Annotated in this window: 22 protein-coding genes; 12 read left to right on the forward strand and 10 right to left on the reverse strand. The window is 61.0% G+C overall.

The window, feature by feature from the left end:
• Window positions 1-12: 12 nt before the first annotated feature.
• The 3 genes from NE357_RS04950 to NE357_RS04960 form a co-directional block, all read right to left on the reverse strand.
• Window positions 13-957 carry an ornithine cyclodeaminase family protein gene (locus NE357_RS04950; protein ID WP_169428965.1) on the reverse strand — a complete coding sequence of 315 codons (945 nt, stop codon included), beginning with the start codon at window positions 955-957 and terminating at the stop codon, window positions 13-15.
• Between the two features lie 124 nt (window positions 958-1,081).
• Window positions 1,082-2,560: an ATP-dependent RNA helicase RhlB gene (gene rhlB / locus NE357_RS04955; RefSeq protein WP_169428966.1), complete on the reverse strand. Its 1,479-nt coding sequence runs from the start codon at window positions 2,558-2,560 to the stop codon at window positions 1,082-1,084.
• Window positions 2,561-2,670: 110 nt separating this feature from the next.
• Window positions 2,671-3,327 carry an alpha/beta hydrolase gene (locus NE357_RS04960; RefSeq protein ID WP_169428967.1) on the reverse strand — a complete coding sequence of 219 codons (657 nt, stop codon included), beginning with the start codon at window positions 3,325-3,327 and terminating at the stop codon, window positions 2,671-2,673.
• Window positions 3,328-3,794: 467 nt separating this feature from the next.
• Between NE357_RS04960 and NE357_RS04965 the strand changes: the two genes are divergently transcribed.
• The 9 genes from NE357_RS04965 to NE357_RS05005 all read left to right on the forward strand — a co-directional run bounded on the left by NE357_RS04965 (window position 3,795) and on the right by NE357_RS05005 (window position 12,623).
• Window positions 3,795-4,826 carry an amino acid ABC transporter substrate-binding protein gene (locus tag NE357_RS04965; protein WP_085729714.1) on the forward strand — a complete coding sequence of 344 codons (1,032 nt, stop codon included), beginning with the start codon at window positions 3,795-3,797 and terminating at the stop codon, window positions 4,824-4,826.
• Between the two features lie 65 nt (window positions 4,827-4,891).
• Window positions 4,892-6,073 (forward strand): amino acid ABC transporter permease, encoded by a 1,182-nt coding sequence (locus NE357_RS04970; RefSeq protein ID WP_169428968.1) that lies wholly within the window; start codon window positions 4,892-4,894, stop codon window positions 6,071-6,073.
• A gap of 10 nt (window positions 6,074-6,083) precedes the next feature.
• On the forward strand, window positions 6,084-7,181 hold the full coding sequence (locus tag NE357_RS04975) for an amino acid ABC transporter permease (RefSeq protein WP_169428969.1): 1,098 nt from the start codon (window positions 6,084-6,086) through the stop codon (window positions 7,179-7,181).
• Between the two features lie 11 nt (window positions 7,182-7,192).
• Window positions 7,193-7,957 carry an amino acid ABC transporter ATP-binding protein gene (locus tag NE357_RS04980; RefSeq protein ID WP_003221897.1) on the forward strand — a complete coding sequence of 255 codons (765 nt, stop codon included), beginning with the start codon at window positions 7,193-7,195 and terminating at the stop codon, window positions 7,955-7,957.
• A 137-nt stretch (window positions 7,958-8,094) separates the two neighbouring features.
• Window positions 8,095-8,754: a FadR/GntR family transcriptional regulator gene (locus NE357_RS04985; RefSeq protein WP_169428970.1), complete on the forward strand. Its 660-nt coding sequence runs from the start codon at window positions 8,095-8,097 to the stop codon at window positions 8,752-8,754.
• On the forward strand, window positions 8,744-10,048 hold the full coding sequence (locus NE357_RS04990) for a CynX/NimT family MFS transporter (protein ID WP_169428971.1): 1,305 nt from the start codon (window positions 8,744-8,746) through the stop codon (window positions 10,046-10,048). Before NE357_RS04985 ends, NE357_RS04990 begins: the two co-directional genes overlap by 11 nt.
• 100 nt (window positions 10,049-10,148) lie before the next feature.
• A complete protein-coding gene (locus NE357_RS04995; protein WP_169428972.1) occupies window positions 10,149-10,622 on the forward strand; it encodes a nuclear transport factor 2 family protein in 474 nt (157 codons plus the stop codon).
• A gap of 39 nt (window positions 10,623-10,661) precedes the next feature.
• Complete coding sequence (locus tag NE357_RS05000; protein WP_169428973.1) at window positions 10,662-10,964, forward strand: GIY-YIG nuclease family protein; 303 nt, start codon at window positions 10,662-10,664, stop codon at window positions 10,962-10,964.
• Between the two features lie 723 nt (window positions 10,965-11,687).
• Window positions 11,688-12,623: a glutathione S-transferase family protein gene (locus tag NE357_RS05005; protein WP_169428974.1), complete on the forward strand. Its 936-nt coding sequence runs from the start codon at window positions 11,688-11,690 to the stop codon at window positions 12,621-12,623.
• A 31-nt stretch (window positions 12,624-12,654) separates the two neighbouring features.
• Here NE357_RS05005 and NE357_RS05010 read toward each other — a convergent pair whose 3' ends face one another.
• Together NE357_RS05010 and yejK are read right to left on the reverse strand one after the other, a co-directional pair.
• The gene (locus tag NE357_RS05010; RefSeq protein ID WP_007957354.1) at window positions 12,655-13,005 is read right to left on the reverse strand and encodes a glutaredoxin family protein; all 351 of its coding nucleotides are present in this window, start codon (window positions 13,003-13,005) and stop codon (window positions 12,655-12,657) included.
• Window positions 13,005-14,009, reverse strand: a complete 1,005-nt coding sequence (gene yejK, locus NE357_RS05015; RefSeq protein WP_169428975.1) for a nucleoid-associated protein YejK — start codon at window positions 14,007-14,009, stop codon at window positions 13,005-13,007. The genes NE357_RS05010 and yejK overlap by 1 nt, the downstream gene beginning before the upstream one ends.
• A gap of 396 nt (window positions 14,010-14,405) precedes the next feature.
• Here yejK and NE357_RS05020 point away from each other — a divergent pair, with 396 nt between their 5' ends.
• A complete protein-coding gene (locus tag NE357_RS05020; RefSeq protein WP_003221909.1) occupies window positions 14,406-14,687 on the forward strand; it encodes an HU family DNA-binding protein in 282 nt (93 codons plus the stop codon).
• Between the two features lie 127 nt (window positions 14,688-14,814).
• Here the strand turns inward: NE357_RS05020 and rlmF are convergent, their stop codons facing one another.
• The 5 genes from rlmF to NE357_RS05045 form a co-directional block, all read right to left on the reverse strand.
• Window positions 14,815-15,837 (reverse strand): 23S rRNA (adenine(1618)-N(6))-methyltransferase RlmF, encoded by a 1,023-nt coding sequence (gene rlmF / locus NE357_RS05025; protein WP_085747006.1) that lies wholly within the window; start codon window positions 15,835-15,837, stop codon window positions 14,815-14,817.
• 133 nt (window positions 15,838-15,970) lie between these two features.
• Entirely contained in the window at window positions 15,971-18,817 is a 2,847-nt protein-coding gene (locus NE357_RS05030) for a valine--tRNA ligase (RefSeq protein WP_085697239.1), read from the reverse strand.
• Window positions 18,818-19,016: 199 nt separating this feature from the next.
• Window positions 19,017-19,412, reverse strand: coding sequence for a DNA polymerase III subunit chi (locus NE357_RS05035; protein ID WP_169428976.1), 396 nt, complete (start codon window positions 19,410-19,412; stop codon window positions 19,017-19,019).
• Between the two features lie 8 nt (window positions 19,413-19,420).
• On the reverse strand, window positions 19,421-19,849 hold the full coding sequence (locus NE357_RS05040) for a DNA polymerase III subunit chi (protein WP_169428977.1): 429 nt from the start codon (window positions 19,847-19,849) through the stop codon (window positions 19,421-19,423).
• 60 nt (window positions 19,850-19,909) lie between these two features.
• Complete coding sequence (locus NE357_RS05045) at window positions 19,910-21,400, reverse strand: leucyl aminopeptidase (RefSeq protein WP_169428978.1); 1,491 nt, start codon at window positions 21,398-21,400, stop codon at window positions 19,910-19,912.
• 309 nt (window positions 21,401-21,709) lie between these two features.
• Between NE357_RS05045 and lptF the strand changes: the two genes are divergently transcribed.
• Window positions 21,710-22,831 (forward strand): LPS export ABC transporter permease LptF, encoded by a 1,122-nt coding sequence (gene lptF, locus NE357_RS05050; RefSeq protein ID WP_169428979.1) that lies wholly within the window; start codon window positions 21,710-21,712, stop codon window positions 22,829-22,831.
• Window positions 22,824-23,885, forward strand: coding sequence for an LPS export ABC transporter permease LptG (gene lptG / locus NE357_RS05055; RefSeq protein WP_169428980.1), 1,062 nt, complete (start codon window positions 22,824-22,826; stop codon window positions 23,883-23,885). Before lptF ends, lptG begins: the two co-directional genes overlap by 8 nt.
• The last annotated feature ends 109 nt before the right edge of the window (window positions 23,886-23,994 follow it).

The following is a 23,994-nucleotide window of genomic DNA, read 5'->3' on the forward strand; positions in this document are numbered from 1 at the left end:
AAATCTCCGGTGTCAGCGCTGCAATTGATAGACGGCGTTGGCCAGGGCTATGTCTTCCAGGCCCAGACCGATGGAGCGGAAAAATACGTGACGGTTGTAATCGGGACGCTGCACTTTTTCGCTGAGCAGATCCGCCAGGTCACCGATGATCGCGCTGCTGTCCCAGCCATGCCGTTCGCTGGCGATCAGCATTTCACCTGCCGAACCCGGCGTGGTCAGACGATAGTCGCAGAACACCTGCATGTCGTTGAGGCTTTGCGGCGGCACTTCGTGAGCGCGTGGTGCGTTGGTGCTGATCGAGGTGATCAGCGCCGGTTTGCTCAAGGTTGCCGGGTCGATCACAGGTCCTGCGGAGGAGGTGCAGAGCATGATGACGTCGGCTTCGGCGATGGCGGCTTCGCGGCTGTCGGCGATGCTCACCCGTGGATCGAGGGCTTGCAGCAGGCTGGCGGTTTTCGGGTCTTCGCTCAGGGTGGGCGAGTACACGCGGATGCTCTGCCAGTCGCGCAATGTCTTGACGTAATGCAGGTGCGCCTGGGCGACCTTGCCGCTGCCGATGATCGCCAGGCGTTTTGCGTTCAACGGGGCCAGGGCATCGACGGCGACAGCTGTGGTTGCCGCGGTGCGGGCGGTGGTCAGCTCGCCGGCATCGCAGAGCAGCAGCGGCTGACCGGTCTGCATCGACATCAGCAGCGTCCATGCCGTCACCAGCGGGCCTTGTTCGCGAACGATATACGGCGAAGTCTTGACCCCGTACACGCCATCTTCCGCCAGCACGCCGAGATAGTTGATGAAGTCCCCGGCGCCCTGGGGAAATTCCACCAGTTGCTGCGCCGGTTGCACCGCATGCCCGGCCGCCAGATCGCGGAACAGCTTGCGCAGGATCTGCGGCACATCGATCCGGGCCAACAGCTCGCGAGCCTGGGTTTGGTCAATCACGTAAGGCGTACTGGACATGTCGGACTCCGGAGGTTGTTTCTAAACTAATTTGTCCATTATGGACTTTTAGTTTTGTTGAACAATATCCGGGCGAAAAAAAAGCGCAGTCCGTTGCCGGCTGCGCTTCTCTTTATAGCGTCGCTTACTGTGGACGCTTGCGCTCAACCGCCCGCAACAGATGGGTCGGCGGCGTTTCACAGCTGATCTTGCGACCGAGTTTTTCTTCGATGGACGGCAACTGATAGGAGTCGTCTTCACCGGCGAAGCTGATCGATACGCCATCAGCGCCGGCGCGACCGGTACGGCCGATGCGGTGCACGTAGTCGTCCGGGACTTCCGGCAGGGTGAAGTTGATCACGTGGCTGATGCCGTCGATGTGGATGCCGCGACCGGCCACGTCGGTGGCGACCAGTACCCGGATCTTGCCTTCGCGGAAGCCTTCCAGCGTCTTGATCCGCTTGTGCTGCGGCACGTCGCCGGACAGTTGCGCGGCATTGATGCCGTCGCGCACCAGACGTTCTTCGATGCGGCGCACTTCGTCCTTGCGGTTGGCGAACACGATGACCCGCTCCCAGCCGTTGTCGTTGACCAGGTTGAAGAGCAGTTTGTACTTGTCGGCACTGGCCACCGCATAAATGTGCTGTTCGACGTTTTCGTTGGCCACGTTGGTGACCTCGATTTCGACGATGGCAGGGTCGGTGGTCCACTGTTTGGCGAGGTTCATCACGTCATCGGTGAAGGTCGCGGAGAACAGCAGGGTCTGGCGTTCGCTCTTCGGCGGGGTCTGGCGAATGATCTGCCGTACCTGCGGGATGAAGCCCATGTCGAGCATGCGGTCGGCTTCGTCGAGCACCATCACTTCGACCATGTCCAGATGCACGTCGCCGCGCTGGTTGAAGTCGAGCAGACGGCCCGGGGTGGCGACGAGGATGTCGCAATGGCGCGCTTCGAGGTGCTTGAGCTGCTTGTCGAAGTCCATCCCGCCGACGAACGTCATGACGTTGAGGCCGGTGTACTTGGTCAGGTCGGCGGCGTCCTTGGCGATCTGCACCACCAGCTCACGGGTCGGCGCGATGATCAGCGCCCGTGGCTCGCCCATGTAGCGCTCTTTCGGCGGCGGGGTCTGCAACAGCTGGGTGATGATCGAGATCAGGAACGCGGCGGTCTTGCCGGTGCCGGTCTGGGCGCGGCCGATGGCGTCTTTGCCGGCGAGGGTATAACCCAGCACCTGGGCCTGGATCGGCGTGCAATACGGGAAACCCAGGTCGTGGATGGCGTGCATCAGTTCCGGGGCGAGCTTGAAATCGTGGAAACGGGTCTTGCCTTCCTGGGGCTCGACGACGAAATCTTCGAGTTTCCAGGGAATGACCGGCGCCTTGGGCTTCGGCTCGCGGCGTGGTCTGGCCGGTTTTGGTGTTTCGCTGCGGGTGCTTTCTGGAGCGGGAGCTGAAACAGCAGCGGGTGCCGGTTCGCGTTTCGGTGTGGCTACGGGAGCCTGGCGGTCCGCCGGTCTGGCATCGCTGCGATGGCCGGGGGCGTGCGACGGCGCACTGGGAGTTGGCGCGAGCTGCTCAGCCTCGCTTTTTCCGAACATCTTCTTGAGTGCTTTGAGCACGGTCATCTCATCAATTGGTTAAGGAATGTACGCCGGCCAGTGTAATGCAAGAAACGGGCGCGGCGTAGTGGGATGATCAAAGGGGCCCGACCACCGGAAAATCGAGCTGCGAACGATCAGCGCAGGCGTTCGCTCAGCCACACGCCGATGTCGCGAATTTCTTCGGGTAACACTTCGTGCTCCATTGGGTATTCCTGCCATGTCACGGTGACACCATGGGCTTTCAGATACTCATACGCCGTACGGCCCATGGAGTTTTGCACCACGTTGTCGAACTGGCCGTGCAGCGATAGCACCGGAATCCGCTGCTGGCTGGCGGACAACTCCAGTTCGTCGCTGAATGTCGGCGCGTAGGTCGACAACGCCAGCACGCCCCCCAACGGCCCCTGCCATTTCAGAAATGCAGTGTGGTAGACCACGGCGCCGCCCTGGGAAAAACCGGCCAGGAAAATCCGCGAAGCGTCTATTCCGCTGGCGCGCTGCTGTTCGATCAATTCGATGACGTGATCGGCGGACGCTTCCAGCTCATCGCGGTCGATGGCCCGGGCCGGGCTCATGGCCTTGATGTCGTACCAGCTCGGCATGGCATATCCGCCATTTATGGTCACCGGGCGGGTCGGTGCCTGGGGCAAAACGAAGCGCGTGCTCAGCAGGCTTTCCTGCAAGGCCTCGGCTACCGGCAGAAAGTCATAGCGGTCGGCGCCGAGGCCGTGCAGCCAGATCACGCAGGCGTCGGCTGCCTTTACAGGCTGAAGAATCAAGGGCTCGGTCATGGCTGCTCCAAAAATGTGCGGGCGCTCTCATTAAGTGCGTGATTGGGGTGCGCGCCCGGTTGATCCGTTAAGAAGATGTCGCAAGGCTGCAAGTTTTGCTATTGACCTGTCGCTCAATCGCTTCAGCGAGCGGTGTGGTACGGGCTTTGCTATGAGGAAGTCGTGCAATCGATCTCGCGCCTGGCGGTAACACTATCAGTGAACGCCCGGCGACGGGATAGCAAAGAATCCGGTGATGGATGTTCGCCAATGGCCGCAACGGGCTTAGCGAATGTGAAAGGGCTACCGCCCGTTCGGCCGACTGGTGAGAAGTGAGTTGTCCATGATGTGGATTGTCTCCTACTAGACTCATAGCGAAGGTCCTGCGTCGGTTGACCCCAAAAAAAGCCAACACGGGTCGACAACGCCTCAAAAGGGTGCGACTGGACTCAAGCTCCGACACAACAAGAGCAAAACTGGAGGTTTGAATGAAGATGTTGAAATCCACGCTGGCGATCGTGACTGCTGCTGCAGTACTGGGTGTCAGCGGGTTCGCTCAGGCGGGTGCAACCCTGGATGCGGTACAGAAGAAAGGTTTCGTGCAGTGTGGCGTGAGCGACGGTCTGCCAGGCTTCTCCGTACCGGATTCGACCGGCAAGATTCTCGGCATCGACGCCGACGTCTGCCGTGCCGTGGCCGCTGCCGTGTTCGGCGATGCGACCAAGGTCAAGTTCAGTCAGTTGAACGCCAAGGAGCGCTTCACCGCGCTGCAGTCCGGCGAGATCGACATTCTGTCGCGCAACACCACCATGACCAGCTCCCGTGACGCGGGCATGGGCCTGAAATTCCCTGGCTTCATCACTTACTACGACGGCGTGGGCTTCCTGGCCAACAACAAGCTGGGCGTGAAAAGTGCCAAAGAACTGGATGGCGCGACCATCTGCATTCAAGCCGGTACCACCACCGAGCTGAACGTCTCCGACTACTTCCGCGCCAACGGCCTGAAGTACACCCCGATCACTTTCGATACTTCCGATGAAAGCGCCAAGTCGCTGGAATCCGGTCGTTGCGACGTGCTGACCTCCGACAAGTCCCAGCTGTTCGCCCAGCGCAGCAAGCTGGCTTCGCCGAAGGATTACGTGGTTCTGCCGGAAACCATTTCCAAGGAACCTCTGGGCCCGGTCGTGCGTAACGGCGACGACGAGTGGCTGGCCATCGTGCGCTGGGTCGGCTACGCGCTGCTCAACGCTGAAGAAGCCGGCATCACTTCGAAAAACGTACTCGAAGAAGCCAAGTCCACCAAGAACCCGGACGTTGCCCGTCTGCTGGGTGCCGACGGCGAGTACGGCAAGGACCTGAAACTGCCGAAGGACTGGGTCGTGAAAATCGTTTCCCAGGTGGGTAACTACGGCGAAATCTTCGAGAAAAACCTCGGCAAGAGCACTCCGCTGGAAATCGACCGTGGCCTGAACGCGCTGTGGAACAACGGCGGCATTCAGTACGCACCACCAGTGCGCTAATGGTTCTATCACCCGGCGGGCCAACCGCCGGGTGATGTTCTGTTCCATTTCTTGCGGGGCACTTCATGCAAAATTCAATCGGCGCACCAAAGCAGAGGTTCAGCCTCAGCGATCCGCGTGTGCGTGCGTGGCTATTTCAGATCATCACCGTCGTGGCGGTGGTCGCCATGGGCTGGTATCTGTTCGACAACACCCAGACCAACCTGCAGCACCGGGGCATCACGTCCGGGTTCAGCTTTCTGGAGCGCAGTGCCGGGTTCGGCATCGCTCAACACCTGATCTCCTACACCGAAGCGGACAGCTATGCCCGCGTGTTCGTGATCGGTCTGCTCAACACCTTGCTGGTGACTTTCATCGGCGTGATCCTGGCGACCCTGCTGGGCTTCATCATCGGTGTGGCGCGGCTGTCGCCGAACTGGATCATCAGCAAACTGGCGACCGTGTATGTGGAAGTCTTCCGCAACATTCCGCCGCTGCTGCAAATCCTGTTCTGGTATTTCGCGGTGTTCCTGACCATGCCGGGGCCGCGCAACAGCCACAACTTCGGCGACACCTTCTTCGTCAGCAGCCGTGGCCTGAACATGCCGGCCGCGCAAATGGCCGACGGCTTCTGGGCATTCGTGGTCAGCATTGTGGTGGCGATCGTTGCCATCGTGCTGATGAGCCGCTGGGCCAACAAGCGCTTTGAGGAAACCGGCGAGCCGTTCCACAAGTTCTGGGTCGGCCTGGCGATATTCCTGGTGATCCCGGCGCTATGTGCGCTGATCTTCGGCGCGCCGCTGCATTGGGAAATGCCGAAGCTGCAAGGCTTCAACTTCGTCGGCGGCTGGGTGCTGATTCCGGAGCTGCTGGCCCTGACCCTGGCCCTGACCGTGTACACCGCGGCGTTCATCGCCGAAATCGTGCGTTCGGGGATCAAGTCGGTCAGCCACGGCCAGACCGAAGCGGCCCGTTCGCTCGGTCTGCGCAACGGTCCGACCCTGCGCAAGGTGATCATTCCGCAAGCGCTGCGCGTGATCATTCCACCGCTGACCAGCCAATACCTGAACCTGGCGAAGAACTCCTCGCTGGCGGCCGGTATCGGTTATCCGGAAATGGTTTCGCTGTTCGCCGGCACCGTGCTGAACCAGACCGGTCAGGCGATCGAAGTCATTGCCATCACCATGAGCGTGTACCTGGCGATCAGTATCAGCATTTCCCTGCTGATGAACTGGTACAACAAGCGCATTGCGCTGATCGAGCGGTAAGGAATAGCGCATGAGTACTCATACATTCAAACCCGACATGCCACCGCCGGCCAAGGTCTTCGGCCCGATGGCGTGGATACGCGCGAACATGTTCTCCAGCTGGCTCAACACCCTGCTGACCCTGTTTGCGTTCTATCTGATCTACCTGGTGGTTCCGCCGCTGCTCAGTTGGGCGATCTTCGATGCCAACTGGGTCGGCACCACCCGCGCCGACTGCACCAAGGCGGGCGCCTGCTGGGTGTTCATCGAGCAGCGTTTCGGCCAGTTCATGTACGGCTACTACCCGGCAGATCTGCGCTGGCGCGTGGACCTGACCGTGTGGCTGGCGGTCATCGGTGTGGCCCCGCTGTTCATCAAACGCGTGCCGCGTAAAGCGGTGTACGGGCTGAGCTTTCTGGTGATCTATCCGATCGTTGCGTGGTGCCTGCTGCATGGCGGCGTGTTCGGCCTGAGCGCCGTTGCCACCAGCCAGTGGGGCGGCCTGATGCTGACCCTGGTGATCGCCACCGTCGGTATCGCCGGCGCGCTGCCGCTGGGGATCATGCTGGCCCTGGGGCGCCGTTCGAACATGCCGGCCATTCGTGTGGTCTGCGTGACGTTCATCGAGTTCTGGCGTGGCGTGCCGCTGATCACCGTGCTGTTCATGTCTTCGGTGATGCTGCCGCTGTTCCTGCCCGAAGGCATGAACTTCGACAAGCTGCTGCGGGCACTGATCGGCGTGATCCTGTTCCAGTCAGCCTACGTCGCCGAAGTGGTGCGCGGCGGTCTGCAAGCGATCCCCAAAGGTCAGTACGAAGCCGCGGCCGCGATGGGCCTCGGTTACTGGCGCGCCATGGGCCTGGTGATTCTGCCGCAAGCCCTGAAACTGGTGATTCCCGGCATCGTCAACACCTTCATCGCGCTGTTCAAGGACACCAGCCTGGTGATCATCATCGGCCTCTTTGACCTGCTCAACAGCGTCAAGCAAGCCGCTGCCGATCCGAAATGGCTGGGCATGGCCACCGAAGGCTACGTGTTCGCCGCCCTGGTGTTCTGGATTTTCTGTTTTGGCATGTCGCGCTATTCCATGCATCTGGAACGCAAGCTCGACACTGGCCACAAGCGTTAGGAGTTTTTTCGATGAGCGAAGCAATCAAAAAGCCAGTGGGCCCTGAAGGCATCATTCAGATGCAGGGCGTGAACAAGTGGTACGGCCAGTTCCACGTGCTGAAAGACATCAACCTCAACGTCAAGCAGGGCGAGCGTATCGTGCTGTGCGGCCCGTCGGGTTCCGGCAAGTCCACCACCATCCGCTGCCTCAACCGTCTGGAAGAGCACCAGCAGGGCCGCATCGTGGTCGACGGCGTGGAGCTGACCAACGACCTCAAGCAGATCGAAGCGATCCGTCGTGAAGTCGGCATGGTGTTCCAGCATTTCAACCTGTTCCCGCACCTGACCATTCTGCAGAACTGCACCCTGGCACCGATGTGGGTGCGCAAGATGCCCAAGCGCAAGGCCGAAGAAATCGCCATGCACTACCTGGAACGCGTACGCATTCCGGAGCAGGCGCACAAGTTCCCGGGGCAACTGTCCGGCGGCCAGCAGCAGCGTGTGGCGATTGCCCGCGCGCTGTGCATGAAACCGAAAATCATGCTGTTCGACGAACCGACCTCGGCACTTGACCCGGAAATGGTGAAAGAGGTGCTCGACACCATGATCGGACTGGCCGAAGACGGCATGACCATGCTCTGCGTGACCCACGAAATGGGCTTCGCCCGCACAGTGGCCAACCGTGTGATCTTCATGGACAAGGGTGAAATCGTCGAGCAGGCGGCACCGAACGACTTCTTCGACAATCCGCAGAATGATCGGACCAAGTTGTTCCTGAGTCAGATTCTGCATTGATCCGATTCAGGCCTTGAAATAAACCCGGACACAGTTCCGGGTTTATTTTTGCCCGGATTTTACCGATTGCCCTGTTTGAAGAATCTGACTACCCTGTCAGCAAATTCATCCCATGATTGGATGACAGGTCGAATTCCATGTCTGAAAACTCTTTATTGATCAAACGATCCCTGGTCGATCAGGCCCTGGATCTATTGCGCCAGCGCATCACCGACGGCACCTGGCAGGTCGGTCAGCGCCTGCCGACCGAACCCGAGCTGTGCGTCGAGCTCGGCATCAGCCGCAACACCGTGCGTGAAGCCATGCGGGTGCTGGCGTTCTCCGGGCTGATCGAAATCCGCCAGGGTGACGGCAGCTATCTGCGGGCGGTGGTGGACCCGATGGACACGCTCAAGGCGCTGTCCAAGTGCTCGCTGGATCAGGCCCGGGAAACCCGGCACATCCTTGAAGTCGAGGCCATCGGTCTGGCGGCGTTGCGTCGCACCGATGAGGATCTGGCGGGCCTTCGCGAGGCACTTGGCGTTGCCGGCAGCCACTATCACGGTGATCTCGACAGCTACATCGCCTGTGACCTGGTGTTCCACCGCCGTCTGGTGGACGCCGCGCACAACCCGACCCTCAGCGAGCTGTATCGCTATTTCTCCAGCATCGTCGGCGCGCAACTGCGCCAGACCCTGAACATCGTCCCCCGTCGACAGGAAGTCTTCGATTTGCACGTCGCCTTGCTTGAGGCCGTCGAGCAGCGCGATCCGGAGCGGGCCAAAGCCCTGTCGAGGCAGTTGATTAATGAACCTTGAAACCGAGAAACCCATGTCCCGCCCAGAAGCCTCCCCAGCCCCCGTTCGCAAGGCCGAGCTCGAAGAGTTGTTGATCGACGCCGAGGCCGATGACGAGCAGGTGCAGCAAAGTCATCCATTGGTACGTCGCCCGTGGCTGTTGCTGCTGGGGCTGATTCTGGTGGCGTTGAACCTGCGTCCGGCGCTGTCGAGCATGGCGCCGCTGCTCAGTGACGTGTCGAAAAGCCTTGGCTTGTCCGCCGCGCAGGCGGGGTTGCTGACGACGTTGCCAGTGTTGTGCCTCGGTCTGTTCGCTCCGCTGGCTCCGGTGCTGGCGCGACGTTTCGGTGCCGAGCGGGTGGTGCTGGGGATTCTGCTGACACTGGCCGGCGGCATCATCCTGCGCAGCAACTTCGGCGAAATCGGTCTGTTCGCCGGCAGCGTGCTGGGTGGCGCGAGTATCGGCATCATCGGCGTCTTGCTGCCGGGCATCGTCAAGCGCGACTTCGCCAGACACGCCGGAACCATGACCGGTGTCTACACCATGGCTCTGTGCCTGGGTGCCGCAATGGCGGCGGGTTCCAGCGTGCCGTTGAGCGAACACTTCGACCACAGCTGGGCCATGGGCCTGGGCTTCTGGGTGATTCCGGCGCTGGTTGCGGCGGTGTTCTGGCTGCCGCAGATCGGCCAGAAGCACGGCGCGCACAACGTTGCCTATCGGGTCCGCGGTCTGCTGCGTGATCCGCTGGCGTGGCAAGTGACTTTGTACATGGGCCTGCAATCGTCGCTGGCCTACATCGTGTTTGGCTGGTTGCCGTCGATCCTCATCGGTCGTGGGCTGACGCCGACACAGGCAGGCCTTGTGCTGTCCGGTTCGGTGATCATCCAGCTCGCCAGCTCCCTGGCGGCGCCGTGGCTGGCCACGCGCGGCAAGGATCAGCGTCTGGCGATCGTGATAGTGATGGCGCTGACCCTCGGCGGCCTGTTCGGTTGCCTCTATGCGCCGATCGAAGGCCTGTGGGGCTGGGCGATCCTGCTGGGCCTGGGGCAGGGCGGTACGTTCAGCCTGGCGTTGACCCTGATCGTCTTGCGCTCGCGGGATTCCCACGTAGCGGCGAACCTGTCGAGCATGTCCCAGGGCTTTGGTTACACCCTCGCGTCGATGGGGCCGTTCGCGGTCGGCGTGGTGCATGACTGGACCGGTGGCTGGAACGCCGTGGGCTGGATTTTCGGCATCATTGGTGCGGGTGCAATCCTCGCCGGCCTCGGTGCCGGGCGTGCGTTGTACGTGCAGGTGGTCAGCGAAAAGGTCTGATACGCACACACTGTCGGTATTCGGAAAGCGAATGCCGATAGTGTTTCGGGCGTTTGCAGATTATCGTGCTGGCAATCTGTACCTTTCCTGGAGATTGCCCATGAGTGAAGAAGCCCACAGCGCCCTGATCACCCGTTTCTACCAGGCTTTCCAGCGCCTCGACGCCGAGGCCATGGCCGCCTGCTACACCGACGACGTGGTGTTCAGCGATCCGGCCTTTGGCGAGCTGCGCGGTCGTGATGCCGGCGACATGTGGCGCATGCTCACCACCCGGGCCAAAGACTTTTCCCTGACCTTCGACAACGTCCGCGCCGACGAGCGCAGCGGCGGTGCCCACTGGGTGGCGACCTACCTGTTCAGCCAGACCGGCAACGTCGTGATCAACGACATCCAGGCACGCTTCGTCTTCCGTGACGGCAAGATCTGTGAACACCACGACCGCTTCGACCTGTGGCGCTGGTCGCGTCAGGCGCTGGGCTTCAAGGGCCTGCTGCTGGGCTGGACGCCGCTGGTGCGCAACGCCGTCCGCGCCCAGGCGCTGAAAGGGCTGAAGGCATTTCAGGCGAGTCGCTGATAAGATCGCGGCCTGTTTTCCTTACGCCTGAATTGTCCCGTGACCCGCCTCAGCGAAAATCCTCTCGATGCCGACGTTCCAGTGAGCAAATCCTGGTTCGTCTACCTCGTACGCGCCGCCAACGGCTCGCTGTACTGCGGGATCAGCGATGATCCCGTGCGCCGTTTCGCCAAGCACCAGAGCGGCAAGGGCGCACGATTCTTTCTCTCGAGCCCGGCGATGGCGCTGGTCTATACCGAGCGTTGCCGCGACAAGAGTGATGCGTTGCGTCAGGAGCGGTTGATCAAGAAGCTCAGGAAAAGTGCGAAGGAATGTCTGGTGGCGTCTTATCGGCCTGATTGATCCGGTGCGAACGGTAGAAGTCCCCGCATGTAGAAGCGCTGCCTCAGGCAAACGACAGGCGAAAAAAAACCGCCTTTGCGGGGCGGTTTTTTTCTGTAAACGCCGGTTTGCGGCCGGGTTTACTGCATCTCAATGGACACACTAGCGTGGACGAAGATTATTCGGCTTTATGCAATCGAGCAAGCCTAAAAACATTTTTCAGAAAAATGCGATTTTGATTCATTTGTTTAAACGTCGGATGAGAAACCCGATTACGATCTGTCCGCTCGCATGACAGTGCAACTATGAGGTCTGGCCGATGGGCTTAAAGGTTTCATGCCCTCTGACACGGGGTTGCTCCCGCGCCGGAATGATATTTCAGAGGGTGTCACAACCGGCCGCCTCAATGGACACACTAGCGTGTATTCCGAAGGCGTACGTGGTCCGGTAAGCGCGCTGGAGGTTTGGCCCCCAACCGGAGGCCAAAACGTATGAAGCTTTTGCTACGTACTCTGAGCCTCGTATGGAGGTCGTTCAAAGCGTTTCGCTTTTACGAGTTCCTGCGAGATCACTTCGATGACCTGATGTAGGGTCATTGATGTGGGAAGCCGTCTCAGCCTTGGCTGAGGCGGTTTTTTAGTGCCTTATCAACCTGACTGATCATTTCCCATCAGCCGGATCCGTAGGCCGCGAACGAATTGCGCGCTAAGCTGCGGGCTCACTTTCTGTACGGCGGAGCCGAGCATGTCCGAGTTGATTCTGCATCATTACCCGACCTCTCCATTCGCCGAAAAGGCCCGGTTGCTGTTGGGTTTCAAGGGCTTGTCCTGGCGTTCGGTGCACATCTCGCCGGTGATGCCGAAGCCGGATCTGACGGCCCTGACCGGTGGCTACCGCAAGACGCCCGTGCTGCAGATCGGCGCCGACATCTATTGCGATACCGCGCTGATCGCCCGTCGCCTCGAGCAGGAAAAGGCCCAACCTTCGTTCTTCCCGGAAGGTCAGGAAATGATCGCCGCCAGTTTCGCCGCCTGGTCCGATTCGGTGGTGTTCCAGCACGCGGTGAGCCTGGTGTTCCAGCCGGAGTCGGTGGCGGTGCGTTTCGGCAAGTTGCCGCCGGAAGCGATCAAGGCCTTCCTCGCCGATCGTGCCGGACTGTTCAGCGGTGGCAGCGCGACCAGGCTGTCGGCCGAGCAGGCCAGGCACAATTGGCCGACCTTCATGACGCGTCTGGAGCAGCAGTTGCAGCGTGAAGACGGTGACTTCCTGTTTGGCGAGCCGTCGATTGCCGACTTCGCCATGGCTCATCCACTGTGGTTCCTCAAGGCCACGCACGTGACGGCGCCCTTGGTGGATGCTTATCCGGCGGTGTCGGCGTGGCTGGGGCGTGTGCTCGGTTTTGGCCATGGCGCGGCCAGCGAGATGAGCTCGGAGGAAGCACTGGAAATCGCGCGCAGTTCGACGCCGGCGGCGTTGCCGGACGAAGCATTCACTGATCCGAACGGGTTCGTGGCAGGTCAGCAGGTGCTGATCGCAGCGACAGACTACGGTGTTGACCCGGTCGCCGGTGAGCTGGTGTTTGCCGGTCGTGAAGAGCTGATCCTGCGCCGTGAAGACGAACGTGGCGGTTTAGTGCATGTGCACTTCCCGCGCTTCGGTTTCCGTATCGAGAAACGCTGAAACAACCGAGGGAGCCGATTGGCTCCCTCGTTCATTTCAGTGCCGCGAGAATCTCGTCCGGATCAAACCCGCGAATCAACGTGCCATTGACGTCGATCAGCGGGATCCCGCGTCCGCCCAGCGCTTCGTAGGCCTTGCGCGCCTCGGCGTCCTTCTCGATGTCGAATTCCTTGAACGGAATGCCTTTCTGATCGAGAAAGCGTTTGGTCTGCTTGCAGTAGCCGCACCAGTCCGTGGCGTACAGCACGACATGGGCATTGGCGCGAACCTGCTCGGACGCCATCTGCGACGGGTTGAACACCCGCTCGATCTTGCCCCAGTTCTGATAGACCACAACCACCAGCAGAACCAGCAGAACCTTTTTCAGCACATTGCCGAGCATCAGTTGCGACGCTTCAGCTGATCGGTGAGCGAGGTCGGCAGGCCCTTGATGACCAGCGTCCCGGCTTCTTCGTCGTATTCGATCTTCGAGCCCAGCAGGTGCGCTTCGAAGCTGATCGACAGGCCTTCGGCGCGACCGGTGAAGCGGCGGAACTGGTTGAGCGTGCGTTTATCCGCCGGGATCTCCGGCGACAGGCCGTAATCCTTGTTGCGGATGTGATCGTAGAAGGCTTTCGGGCGTTCTTCGTCGATCAGCTCCGACAGTTCTTCCAGGCCCATCGGTTCGCCGAGCTTGGCCTGGCTGCTGGCGTAGTCGACCAGGGCCTTGGTCTTCTCGCGGGCGGAGTCTTCCGGCAGATCTTCGCTCTCGACGAAGTCGCTGAAGGCCTTGAGCAACGTGCGGGTCTCGCCCGGGCCGTCGACGCCTTCCTGGCAGCCGATGAAGTCACGGAAATATTCCGAGACCTTCTTGCCGTTCTTGCCCTTGATGAACGAGATGTACTGCTTGGACTGCTTGTTGTTCTGCCACTCGGAAACGTTGATCCGCGCCGCCAGGTGCAGTTGACCGAGGTCGAGGTGGCGCGACGGGGTCACGTCCAGCTCATCGGTCACCGCCACGCCTTCGCTGTGGTGCAGCAGGGCGATGGCCAGGTAATCGGTCATGCCTTGCTGGTAATGGGCGAACAGCACATGGCCGCCGACGGACAGGTTCGATTCTTCCATCAGCTTTTGCAGGTGCTCGACCGCGATTTTGCTGAACGCGGTGAAGTCCTTGCCGCCTTCCATGTATTCCTTCAGCCAGCCGCTGAACGGGAACGCGCCGGACTCTGGATGAAACAACCCCCAGGCTTTGCCCTGTTTGGCGTTATAGCTCTCGTTGAGGTCGGCGAGCATGTTCTCGATGGCGGCGGATTCAGCCAGTTCGGAGTCACGGGCGTGCAGGACGGCGGGTGTGCCATCGGGTTTTTTGTCGATCAGGTGGACGATGCAATGACGGATCGGCATGGGCTTCTCGGCAAGTGAAAGGGAGGAGGGCGGGCTCCCCCGAAAAAGCGCTCAGTGTACCGCAACCACTGGTTTTGGCGCGGGGTGAAGGGCAATTCGGGGTCATGGGGCAGCGCTTATGCATTTATTTACCGATTTAGCGCAATAAACCTGACCATTTGGCTAGCTAGAGGCGGATATTTCCTTGTCTCTGTGCTAGTTTTGCCCGGTCTTACGCGTAGTCACTGCGTTAAGCGTGCATTCAGCATTTGTCAGGTCGAACCAAACCCTGATTTCGGCATCTATAACCCCGACTCGTCGTGGTTATCGCCGAGGGTGCCAGATCCAGAAGATCGGGCTCGATGGCTGACACTGCACTCTGCAATCCATATGAATTTGATAGGGAAGGAACACTACATGGCTCTTACTAAAGACCAACTGATCGCCGACATCGCTGAAGCTATCGACGCGCCGAAAACCACCGCGCGTAACGCTCTGGACCAACTGGGCCAAATCGTTGCCGATCAGCTGGAAAACGGCGGCGAAATCACCTTGCCAGGTATCGGCAAGCTGAAAGTGACCGAGCGTCCTGCCCGCACTGGCCGTAACCCATCGACTGGCGCTGCCATCGAAATCCCTGCCAAGAAAGTGATCAAGCTGGTTGTGGCCAAAGGCCTGACCGACGCTGTGAACAAGTAAGACGCAGCGATACAAAAAAAAACCGTGCGCCGGATTGATCCGGGCACGGTTTTTTTATGCCTGCTGTTTGTGTTTCAGCAGTAGCGGCGGCTGCTTTGCGATCACGCGCCGCCCCGGTTGAAACGTATTACTTGCGAACCCAGCGTTCGCGCCGCCAGATCTGCTGCTCGGACTTGGTCTGGAAGGTCCAGGCGACGAAGCGGCTCTGCTTCTGCCCCTGGGACATTTCCACCACCTGGCTTTCCAGCGCGCCGGCCTTTTTCAGCGCGGTTTCGATGGCGGGCAGGTTCGAGGCTTTCGAGACCAGGGTGCTGAACCACAACACCTTGTGCGCAAAGTTCGCACTTTCGGCGATCAATTGCGTCACGAAGCGCGCTTCGCCGCCTTCACACCACAATTCGGCTGACTGACCGCCGAAGTTCAGCACCGGCAGTTTGCGTTTCGGGTCAGCCTTGCCCAAAGCTCGCCATTTACGCTCACTGCCCTTGGTGGCCTCTTCCATCGACGCGTGGAACGGCGGATTGCACATGGTCAGGTCGAAGCGCTCGCCGGGCTCCAGCAGGCCGATCAGGATGTGCTTGCGGTTCTCCTGCTGGCGCAGCTGGATGACCTTGTTCAGGTCGTTGGACTGGACGATGGCCCTGGCGGCGGCCACGGCGGTCGGATCGATCTCCGAGCCGAGGAAGTGCCAGCGATATTCGCTGTTGCCGATCAGCGGATACACGCAGTTGGCGCCCATGCCGATATCCAGCACGTTGACGATGGCGCCGCGCGGAACCACACCGTCGTTGTTGCTGGCCAAGAGGTCAGCCAGGAAGTGGATGTAGTCGGCGCGGCCCGGCACCGGCGGGCACAGATAGTCGGCCGGAATATCCCAATGCTGGATACCGTAGAACGACTTGAGCAGCGCCCGGTTGAACACACGCACCGCATCGGGACTGGCGAAGTCGATGCTTTCCTTGCCGTACGGGTTGGTGATCACGAACTTCGCCAGTTCCGGCGTGGTCTTGATCAGCGCCGGGAAGTCGTAACGACCCTGATGGCGATTGCGCGGGTGCAGGCTGGCCTCTTTACGCGGCGCCACGGGCTTGGCCGGGGTGGCGGAGTCAGGCTTCTTGCGCGCAGGTTTCGGTGTACGTGGGGCGTTCATGGGCGTGGTCGATTCGGGTAGGGCTGAAAGTGGCGGCTATTGTCCCACAGGGAGCCGTGTTGTTGGCCGGAAAAGTGCCGGGCACAAAAAAGGGAGGCCGTTGCGGGCCTCCCATTTTCAGTGCGATTTGCCGTTACAGGCTGGCAATCCGCGCGTGCTGCTCGGCCAGCTTGGCCAGAGCCTGTTCGGCTTCGGCCAGTTTGGCGCGTTCCTTCTCGATGACCTCGGCCGGGGCCTTGTCAACGAAACCGGCGTTGGACAGCTTGCCGCCAACCCGCTGGACTTCGCCCTGCAGGCGCAGGATTTCCTTGTCCAGACGCGCCAGTTCGGCGTTCTTGTCGATCAGGCCGGCCATCGGCACCAGCACTTCCATCTCGCCAACCAGTGCGGTGGCGGACAGCGGTGCTTCTTCGCCGGCCGCCAGCACGGTGATCGATTCCAGACGCGCCAGCTTCTTCAGCAGCGCTTCGTTCTCGGTCAGGCGACGCTGGTCTTCAGCAGTGACGTTTTTCAGGTAGATCGGCAGCGGTTTGCCCGGGCCGATGTTCATTTCGCCACGGATGTTACGGGTGCCGAGCATCAGGCCCTTGAGCCATTCAATGTCGTCTTCGGCTGCCGGATCGATGCGCTCTTCGTTGGCCACCGGCCAAGGTTGCAGCATGATCGTCTTGCCCTGAATGCCGGCCAGTGGCGCGATGCGCTGCCAGATTTCTTCAGTGATGAACGGCATGAATGGATGCGCCAGACGCAGCGCCACTTCCAGTACGCGAACCAGCGTGCGGCGAGTGCCGCGCTGACGCTCGACCGGCGCGTTTTCGTCCCACAGCACAGGCTTGGACAGTTCCAGGTACCAGTCGCAGTACTGGTTCCAGATGAACTCGTACAGCGCTTGCGCCGCCAGGTCGAAACGGAACTGATCCAGTTGACGGGTCACTTCGGCTTCGGTGCGTTGCAGTTGCGAGATGATCCAGCGATCCGCCAGCGACAGCTCGTAGGCTTCGCCGTTCTGGCCGCAGTCTTCGCCCTTGTCCAGAACATAACGCGCGGCGTTCCAGATCTTGTTGCAGAAGTTGCGATAGCCTTCGACGCGGCCCATGTCGAACTTGATGTCGCGACCGGTGGACGCCAGGGAGCAGAAGGTGAAGCGCAGGGCGTCGGTGCCGTAGCTGGCGATGCCGTCGGCGAACTCTTCGCGGGTCTGCTTCTCGATCTTCTTCGCCAGTTTCGGCTGCATCAGACCGGAAGTGCGTTTCTGCACCAGGGTTTCGAGCTCGATACCGTCGATGATGTCCAGCGGGTCCAGGACGTTGCCCTTGGACTTGGACATCTTCTGGCCCTGGCCATCACGCACCAGACCGTGCACGTAAACGGTCTTGAATGGAACCTGCGGCGTGCCGTCCTCGTTCTTGATCAGGTGCATGGTCAGCATGATCATCCGGGCAACCCAGAAGAAAATGATGTCGAAACCGGTGACCAGCACGTCGGTGGAGTGGAATTTTTTCAGGAACTCGGTTTTTTCCGGCCAGCCCAGGGTGGAGAAGGTCCACAGGCCCGAACTGAACCAGGTGTCGAGCACGTCGTTGTCCTGTTGCAGCGCAACGTCCGGGCCGAGGTTGTGCTTGGCGCGTACTTCGGCTTCGTCGCGACCGACGTAGACCTTGCCCGACTCGTCGTACCAGGCCGGGATGCGGTGGCCCCACCACAGCTGACGGCTGATGCACCAGTCCTGGATGTCGCGCATCCACGAGAAGTACATGTTTTCGTACTGCTTCGGCACGAACTGGATGCGACCGTCTTCAACGGCAGCAATCGCAGGCTCGGCCAGCGGCTTGGTGGACACGTACCACTGGTCGGTCAGCCACGGCTCAATGACGGTGCCGGAGCGGTCGCCTTTCGGCACTTTCAGGTTGTGATCGTCGACGCTGACCAGCAGGCCGGCGGCGTCGAACGCAGCCACGATCTGCTTGCGCGCTTCGAAACGCTCGAGACCGGCGTACTCGGCCGGAATCTTGCCGTCGATGCTGTCGTTCAGCGTGCCGTCGAGGTTGAACACTTGCGCTGCCGGCAGCACGTTGGCGTTCTTGTCGAAAATGTTCAGCAGCGGCAGGTTGTGGCGCTTGCCGACTTCGTAGTCGTTGAAGTCGTGGGCCGGGGTGATTTTCACGCAGCCGGTGCCGAATTCAGGATCGCAGTAATCGTCGGCGATGATCGGGATGCGGCGGCCGACCAGCGGCAGCTCGACAAACTTGCCGATCAGGGCTTTGTAACGCTCGTCGTTCGGGTTTACCGCGACGGCGGAGTCGCCGAGCATGGTTTCCGGACGGGTGGTCGCGACGATCAGGAAATCGTTGCCTTCAGCGGTTTTCGCGCCGTCGGCCAGCGGGTACTTCAGGTTCCACAGGAAACCTTTCTCGTCGTGGTTTTCCACTTCGAGGTCGGAAATCGCCGTGTGCAGCTTGGTGTCCCAGTTGACCAGACGCTTGCCGCGATAGATCAGACCGTCTTCGTGCAGGCGCACGAACGCTTCTTTAACGGCTTCCGAGAGGCCGTCGTCCATGGTGAAGCGCTCGCGGCTCCAGTCCACGGACGAACCGAGGCGGCGGATCTGACGGCTGATGTTGCCGCCGGATTGATCCTTCCATTCCCAGACTTTCTCGAGGAATTTTTCCCGGCCCAGATCGTGGCGGTTCTGGCCCTGGGCTTCGAGTTGACGCTCCACCAGCATCTGCGTGGCGATACCGGCGTGGTCGGTGCCCGGCTGCCACAGGGTGTTGCGACCCTGCATGCGACGGAAACGGATCAGGGCGTCCATGATCGCGTTGTTGAAGCCGTGACCCATGTGCAGGCTGCCGGTGACGTTCGGCGGCGGGATCATGATGGTGTAGGAGTCGCCCGCGCCTTGCGGGGCGAAGTAGTTCTCGGACTCCCAGGTGTTGTACCAGGAAGTTTCAATGGCGTGCGGCTGGTAGGTCTTATCCATGCGCGGCGGGACCCTATTGGCATTTATTCAGGAAAAGCCGGGAAGTATAGCGGGGCATGGGGCGCAGGGCGAGCGGGGCGGGCCGGGTGGAGACTTAAATGTGGGAGCCGGCCTGCCGGCGATGCACGCTCCGCGGTTTTTCAGGAAAGGCGCGGTGATGCTATCGCTGGCAGGCCAGCTCCTGCAGGAGACCGGGGAATTATTCGTACTGGGCTAGAAGCCGTTCCATCCGCGCCTCGAGGCGACGTTTGATTTCGGTTTCGATGTGCGGTGCGAAGTCGTCGATCACGTCCTGCATGATCAGTTGTGCGGCGGCGCGCAGTTCGCTGTCCAGGTGCAGCAGGGTGTCGGGGCCTTTATCCGCAGGCGCGGCGGTCGCAGTGGCGGGCTTCGCGACAGGGGCGGGAGTCGGTTCGACAGCTTGTGGTGCGTTGTCGATCGTGTCGAACAGCATCGGAATCTGTTCCTGCTCGCCCTCATCGACCGTGTCGGTCAGCAGTGGCGGTTGCAGATTGTCATCACCGAGCAGCTGGCGGATCGACTCGAGGTCATCCAGCAGGTGCGCGGGTTTTTGCAGCGGTTTTGGAGTGTCCATCGGCGTACTCAGAGTCGCTGTAAACGGTGGTCTTGCAGAGGATAGCCCTGTTCCCGGTAGAAACGGAAACTCTCCCGCGCCGCCGAACGGATCGCCGGATCTTCCACCACCACTTCCGCCACCCGGGCGAACTTGTTGGCGAAGGCCGGGACTTTCAGGTCCAGGTTGACGAGCAAATCCTGATGCTGGCCGCAGTCGTCACCCAGTCCAAGCACGATCAAACCATCCGGTTCATTTTCGGCAGGGCCGTGGGGCACAAAGGTTTCGCCCTTGAAGGACCACAGTCGCGCATCGAGGTCATCACGCTGGGCCGCATCGCTGCAGTGCAGGTAGATGCGGTGGCCCATCCGCCAGGCCTTCTCTGTGAGCTTGCAGGCAAAATCCAGACGCGCCGAGGGATTGGCACTGGGCAGGATATAAAAGTCGACTTTGGTCATTGCGGTTCCTGAGCTGCGAGCGGCGCCCCTCTAAAGAGACGCCGCTCGCAGTCATCGGTTTCAGGCCTTGGCGCGATCCAGCAGGTACTGGGTCAGCAGGGGAACCGGACGGCCGGTGGCGCCCTTGTCCTTGCCGCCGCTGGTCCACGCGGTGCCCGCGATGTCCAGGTGCGCCCAGTTCAGGTTCTTGGTGAAGCGCGACAGGAAGCACGCAGCAGTGATGGTGCCGGCCTTCGGCCCGCCAATGTTGGCGATGTCGGCGAACGGGCTGTCCAGCTGCTCTTGATACTCATCGAACAGCGGCAGTTGCCAGGCGCGGTCGTCGGCAGCCTTGCCGGCGCTCAGCAGTTGCTCGATCAGTTCGTCGTTGTTGCCCAGCAGGCCGGAGGTGTGAGCACCCAGGGCTACGACACAGGCACCGGTCAGGGTGGCGATGTCGATCACCGCTTGCGGCTTGAAGCGCTCGGAGTAGGTCAGGGCATCGCACAGCACCAGACGGCCTTCGGCGTCGGTGTTGAGGATTTCCACGGTCTGGCCGCTCATGGTGGTCACGATGTCGCCCGGACGCGAAGCGGTGCCGCTCGGCATGTTCTCGGCGCAGGCCAGGATGCACACCAGGTTGATCGGCAGTTTCAGTTCCAGCACGGCGCGCAGGGTACCGAACACGCTGGCGGCGCCACCCATGTCGTACTTCATTTCGTCCATGCCGGCGCCCGGCTTCAGGCTGATGCCCCCGGTGTCGAAAGTGATGCCTTTACCAACCAGCGCGTACGGCTTCTCGGATTTCTTGCCGCCGTTGTATTGCATGACGATCAGGCGCGGCGGCTGGGCGCTGCCCTGGCCGACGGCGTAGAACGAACCCATCCCCAGGGATTTGATCTTCTTCTCGTCGAGGACTTCGACTTTCAGATCCTTGAACTCTTTGCCGAGGTTCTTGGCTTGCTCGCCGAGGAACGTCGGGTGGCAAATGTTCGGCGGCAGGTTGCCCAGGTTGCGGGTGAATGCCATGCCGTTAGAGATCGCGGTGGCGTGGTTCACGGCGCGTTGCACTTCGGCCTGAGCGGCCTTGATGGTCAGCAGGGTGATTTTCTTCAGGGCACGCGGTTCGGCTTTCTGGCTCTTGAACTGGTCGAAGGTGTATTCGCCGTCGACCAGGGTTTCGGCCAGCAGGCGGGTCTTGCCGTAGCTGTCGCGGTTCTTGACGATGATTTCATCGAGTGCCAGTACGGCGTCACTGCCGCCCAGGCCTTTAAGGGTGTTGAGGATGCCGGCGACGATCTTGCGGAACGGGCGGTCGCCCAACTCTTCATCCTTGCCCACGCCGACCAGCAGCACGCGTTCGGCTTTCAGGTTCGGCAGGCTGTGCAGCAACAGGCTCTGGCCGACCTTGCCGGCCAGGTCGCCACGCTTGAGCACCGCGCTGATGGCGCCGCCGCTCAGTTCGTCGACCTGTTTGGCGGCGACGCCGAGTTTGCGGCCTTCGCCGACGGCAACCACCAGGGTGGCGGTTTTCAACGTTTCTGGGCTAACGCTTTTTACAACCAGTTCCATGTCCGGATCCCTGAATGAATGGTCAACACGCAGGCGTTCGACGTGTCCGCCGTCGCCTGCTTATATAGAGAGAAGAGGCGCAGGCCAGCGCCTGCGACAAGGGCCGCAGTTTGAACCTCGCTCCCTGCGCCTGACAACCCTCGGTTGTACGATCTTCAACGGATTGCACGCTTGGGTGAGTGTGCGCAGTGACAGGCGCCCTCAATCACAGGATAATGCCGCATCTTTTTTCGACGGCTCTGCCCTGCGGGCCCGTCGAGACGTTTGCTTGTTTGGCCGCCTTAGCCTGACAACCCTGGAGTGTCTGGTTTGATCGTCTTCCGTTATCTGTCCCGCGAAGTCCTGTTGACCCTGAGTGCGGTAAGTGCCGTGCTGCTGGTCATCATCATGAGCGGTCGCTTCATCAAATACCTTGCCCAGGCCGCCGCGGGCCAGCTCGATCCGGGATCGCTGTTCCTGATCATGGGCTACCGTCTGCCGGGCTTCATGCAGTTGATCCTGCCATTGGGCCTGTTCCTCGGGATCCTTCTGGCGTACGGCCGTTTGTACCTGGAAAGCGAAATGACCGTGCTGTCGGCCACTGGCATGAGCCAGCAGCGCCTGTTCCGCATGACCCTGTTTCCCGCCACCCTGGTGGCGCTGGTGGTGGCATGGCTGAGCCTGAGCCTGGCCCCGCAAGGTGCCAACCAGTTCCAGCTGCTGCTGAACAAGCAGGATGCGCTGACCGAGTTCGATACCCTGGAGCCGGGCCGCTTCCAGGCATTGCGCGATGGCACCCGGGTGACCTACACCGAAACCTTGAGCGACGACCGGGTCAACCTGGGCAGCGTGTTCATCTCGCAGAAAAACCTCGGTGCCAATCAGGCCGATCGCGGGATTTCCGTGCTGGTGGCTGAAAAGGGCCGGCAGGAAATCCGCCCCGACGGCAACCGCTACCTGATCCTGCACAACGGCTACCGTTATGACGGCAGCCCTGGGCTGGCCAACTATCGCGCCATCCATTACGAAACCTATGGCGTACTGCTGCCCAAGCCGGATGTCAGCGAGGAAGTCACCGACCGTGACGCCATGCCGACGTCGGCCCTGATGGCCAGCGACGACATCCGCGCAAAAACCGAACTGCAATGGCGTCTGTCGCTGCCGCTGCTGGTATTTATCGTGACCCTGATGGCGGTGCCGCTGTCGCGGGTCAATCCGCGCCAGGGGCGCTTCCTCAAGTTGTTGCCGGCGATTCTTCTTTATATGGCTTACCTGACCATCCTGATTGCCGCTCGCGGCGCCCTCGAAAAAGGCAAGATCCCGGCGAGCCTGGGTCTGTGGTGGGTGCATGCGATCTTCCTGGCCATCGGTATCGGCCTGCTGTACTGGGAGCCGCTGCGCCTGAAGCTGGCCAGTCGTCGCAGCGCTGCGCTGGAGGTGGCCCGTGGTTAAACTCGACCGCTATATCGGCAGCAGCGTATTCATCGCGATCATCGCGGTACTGGCGATCATTCTTGGCCTGGCCACCCTGTTTGCCTTTATCGACGAGATGAGCGACGTCAGCGAAACCTACACGCTGGTCGACGTGCTGAGCTTCGTACTGCTGACCGCGCCGCGCCGGCTCTACGACATGCTGCCGATGGCGGCGCTGATCGGCTGTCTGATCGGTCTCGGCAGTCTGGCAAGCAGCAGCGAACTGACCGTGATGCGCGCCGCCGGTGTGTCCATCGGGCGTATCGTCTGGGCGGTCATGAAGCCGATGCTGGTGCTGATGCTGGCCGGCGTACTGATCGGCGAATATGTTGCGCCGGCCACCGAGAGCATGGCGCAGGCCAATCGCTCGCTTGCCCAGGGCAGCGGCGACGCGCAGAGCGCCAAACACGGTATGTGGCACCGTCAGGGCGACGAGTTCATCCACATCAACGCCGTTCAACCCGATGGGCTGTTGTATGGCGTGACTCGCTATCACTTCGACAAGGAGCGTCATCTGCTGAGTTCGAGCTTTGCCAAGCGCGCCGAATTCGATGGCACCCGCTGGCAGCTTACCGATGTCACCACCACGCTGTTCCATGAGCGCAGCACCGAAGTCGTCAACACGCCGACCGAGGACTGGGATGTTTCCATCAGTCCGCAACTGCTCAATACCGTGGTCATGGCGCCGGAGGCGCTATCGATCACCGGTCTGTGGGGTTACATCCACTACCTGGCGGATCAGGGACTGAGCAATGGCCGTTACTGGCTGGCTTTTTGGGTCAAGGTGTTGCAGCCGCTGGTGACCGCCGCTCTGGTGCTGATGGCGATCTCCTTCATTTTCGGGCCGCTGCGTTCGGTGACCCTCGGTCAGCGAGTGTTCACCGGTGTGCTGGTGGGGTTCACCTTCCGCATCGTCCAGGATCTGCTCGGTCCATCCAGCCTGGTGTTCGGCTTCTCGCCACTGTTCGCGGTGCTGGTGCCGGCAGGCGTCTGTGCCCTGGCGGGTGTCTGGTTACTGCGTCGAGCCGGTTGATGAACAAGGTTTCACCCACGCTTTAGCTTTGAAAACGCCCCGGTCGCCAGACCGGGGCGTTTTTGCATGCAATCCGGGTGACAGGCGAACGTGACGCTTGCGCCGTGTA

The sequence above is a fragment of the Pseudomonas sp. G7(2022) genome (assembly GCF_052660475.1).

Coding starts and splice junctions, on each gene's coding strand:
- NE357_RS04975 (WP_169428969.1), top strand. CDS start 6,084: ATGAGTACTCATACATTCAAACCCGACATGCCACCGCCGGCCAAGGTC.
- NE357_RS05040 (WP_169428977.1), bottom strand. CDS start 19,849: ATGACCAAAGTCGACTTTTATATCCTGCCCAGTGCCAATCCCTCGGCG.
- NE357_RS04950 (WP_169428965.1), bottom strand. CDS start 957: ATGTCCAGTACGCCTTACGTGATTGACCAAACCCAGGCTCGCGAGCTG.
- NE357_RS05035 (WP_169428976.1), bottom strand. CDS start 19,412: ATGGACACTCCAAAACCGCTGCAAAAACCCGCGCACCTGCTGGATGAC.
- NE357_RS04985 (WP_169428970.1), top strand. CDS start 8,095: ATGTCTGAAAACTCTTTATTGATCAAACGATCCCTGGTCGATCAGGCC.
- NE357_RS05020 (WP_003221909.1), top strand. CDS start 14,406: ATGGCTCTTACTAAAGACCAACTGATCGCCGACATCGCTGAAGCTATC.
- NE357_RS04970 (WP_169428968.1), top strand. CDS start 4,892: ATGCAAAATTCAATCGGCGCACCAAAGCAGAGGTTCAGCCTCAGCGAT.
- yejK (WP_169428975.1), bottom strand. CDS start 14,009: ATGCCGATCCGTCATTGCATCGTCCACCTGATCGACAAAAAACCCGAT.
- NE357_RS04960 (WP_169428967.1), bottom strand. CDS start 3,327: ATGACCGAGCCCTTGATTCTTCAGCCTGTAAAGGCAGCCGACGCCTGC.
- NE357_RS05030 (WP_085697239.1), bottom strand. CDS start 18,817: ATGGATAAGACCTACCAGCCGCACGCCATTGAAACTTCCTGGTACAAC.
- NE357_RS04995 (WP_169428972.1), top strand. CDS start 10,149: ATGAGTGAAGAAGCCCACAGCGCCCTGATCACCCGTTTCTACCAGGCT.
- NE357_RS05045 (WP_169428978.1), bottom strand. CDS start 21,400: ATGGAACTGGTTGTAAAAAGCGTTAGCCCAGAAACGTTGAAAACCGCC.
- NE357_RS05010 (WP_007957354.1), bottom strand. CDS start 13,005: ATGCTCGGCAATGTGCTGAAAAAGGTTCTGCTGGTTCTGCTGGTGGTT.
- NE357_RS04990 (WP_169428971.1), top strand. CDS start 8,744: ATGAACCTTGAAACCGAGAAACCCATGTCCCGCCCAGAAGCCTCCCCA.
- rhlB (WP_169428966.1), bottom strand. CDS start 2,560: ATGACCGTGCTCAAAGCACTCAAGAAGATGTTCGGAAAAAGCGAGGCT.
- NE357_RS04980 (WP_003221897.1), top strand. CDS start 7,193: ATGAGCGAAGCAATCAAAAAGCCAGTGGGCCCTGAAGGCATCATTCAG.
- NE357_RS04965 (WP_085729714.1), top strand. CDS start 3,795: ATGAAGATGTTGAAATCCACGCTGGCGATCGTGACTGCTGCTGCAGTA.
- NE357_RS05005 (WP_169428974.1), top strand. CDS start 11,688: ATGTCCGAGTTGATTCTGCATCATTACCCGACCTCTCCATTCGCCGAA.
- rlmF (WP_085747006.1), bottom strand. CDS start 15,837: ATGAACGCCCCACGTACACCGAAACCTGCGCGCAAGAAGCCTGACTCC.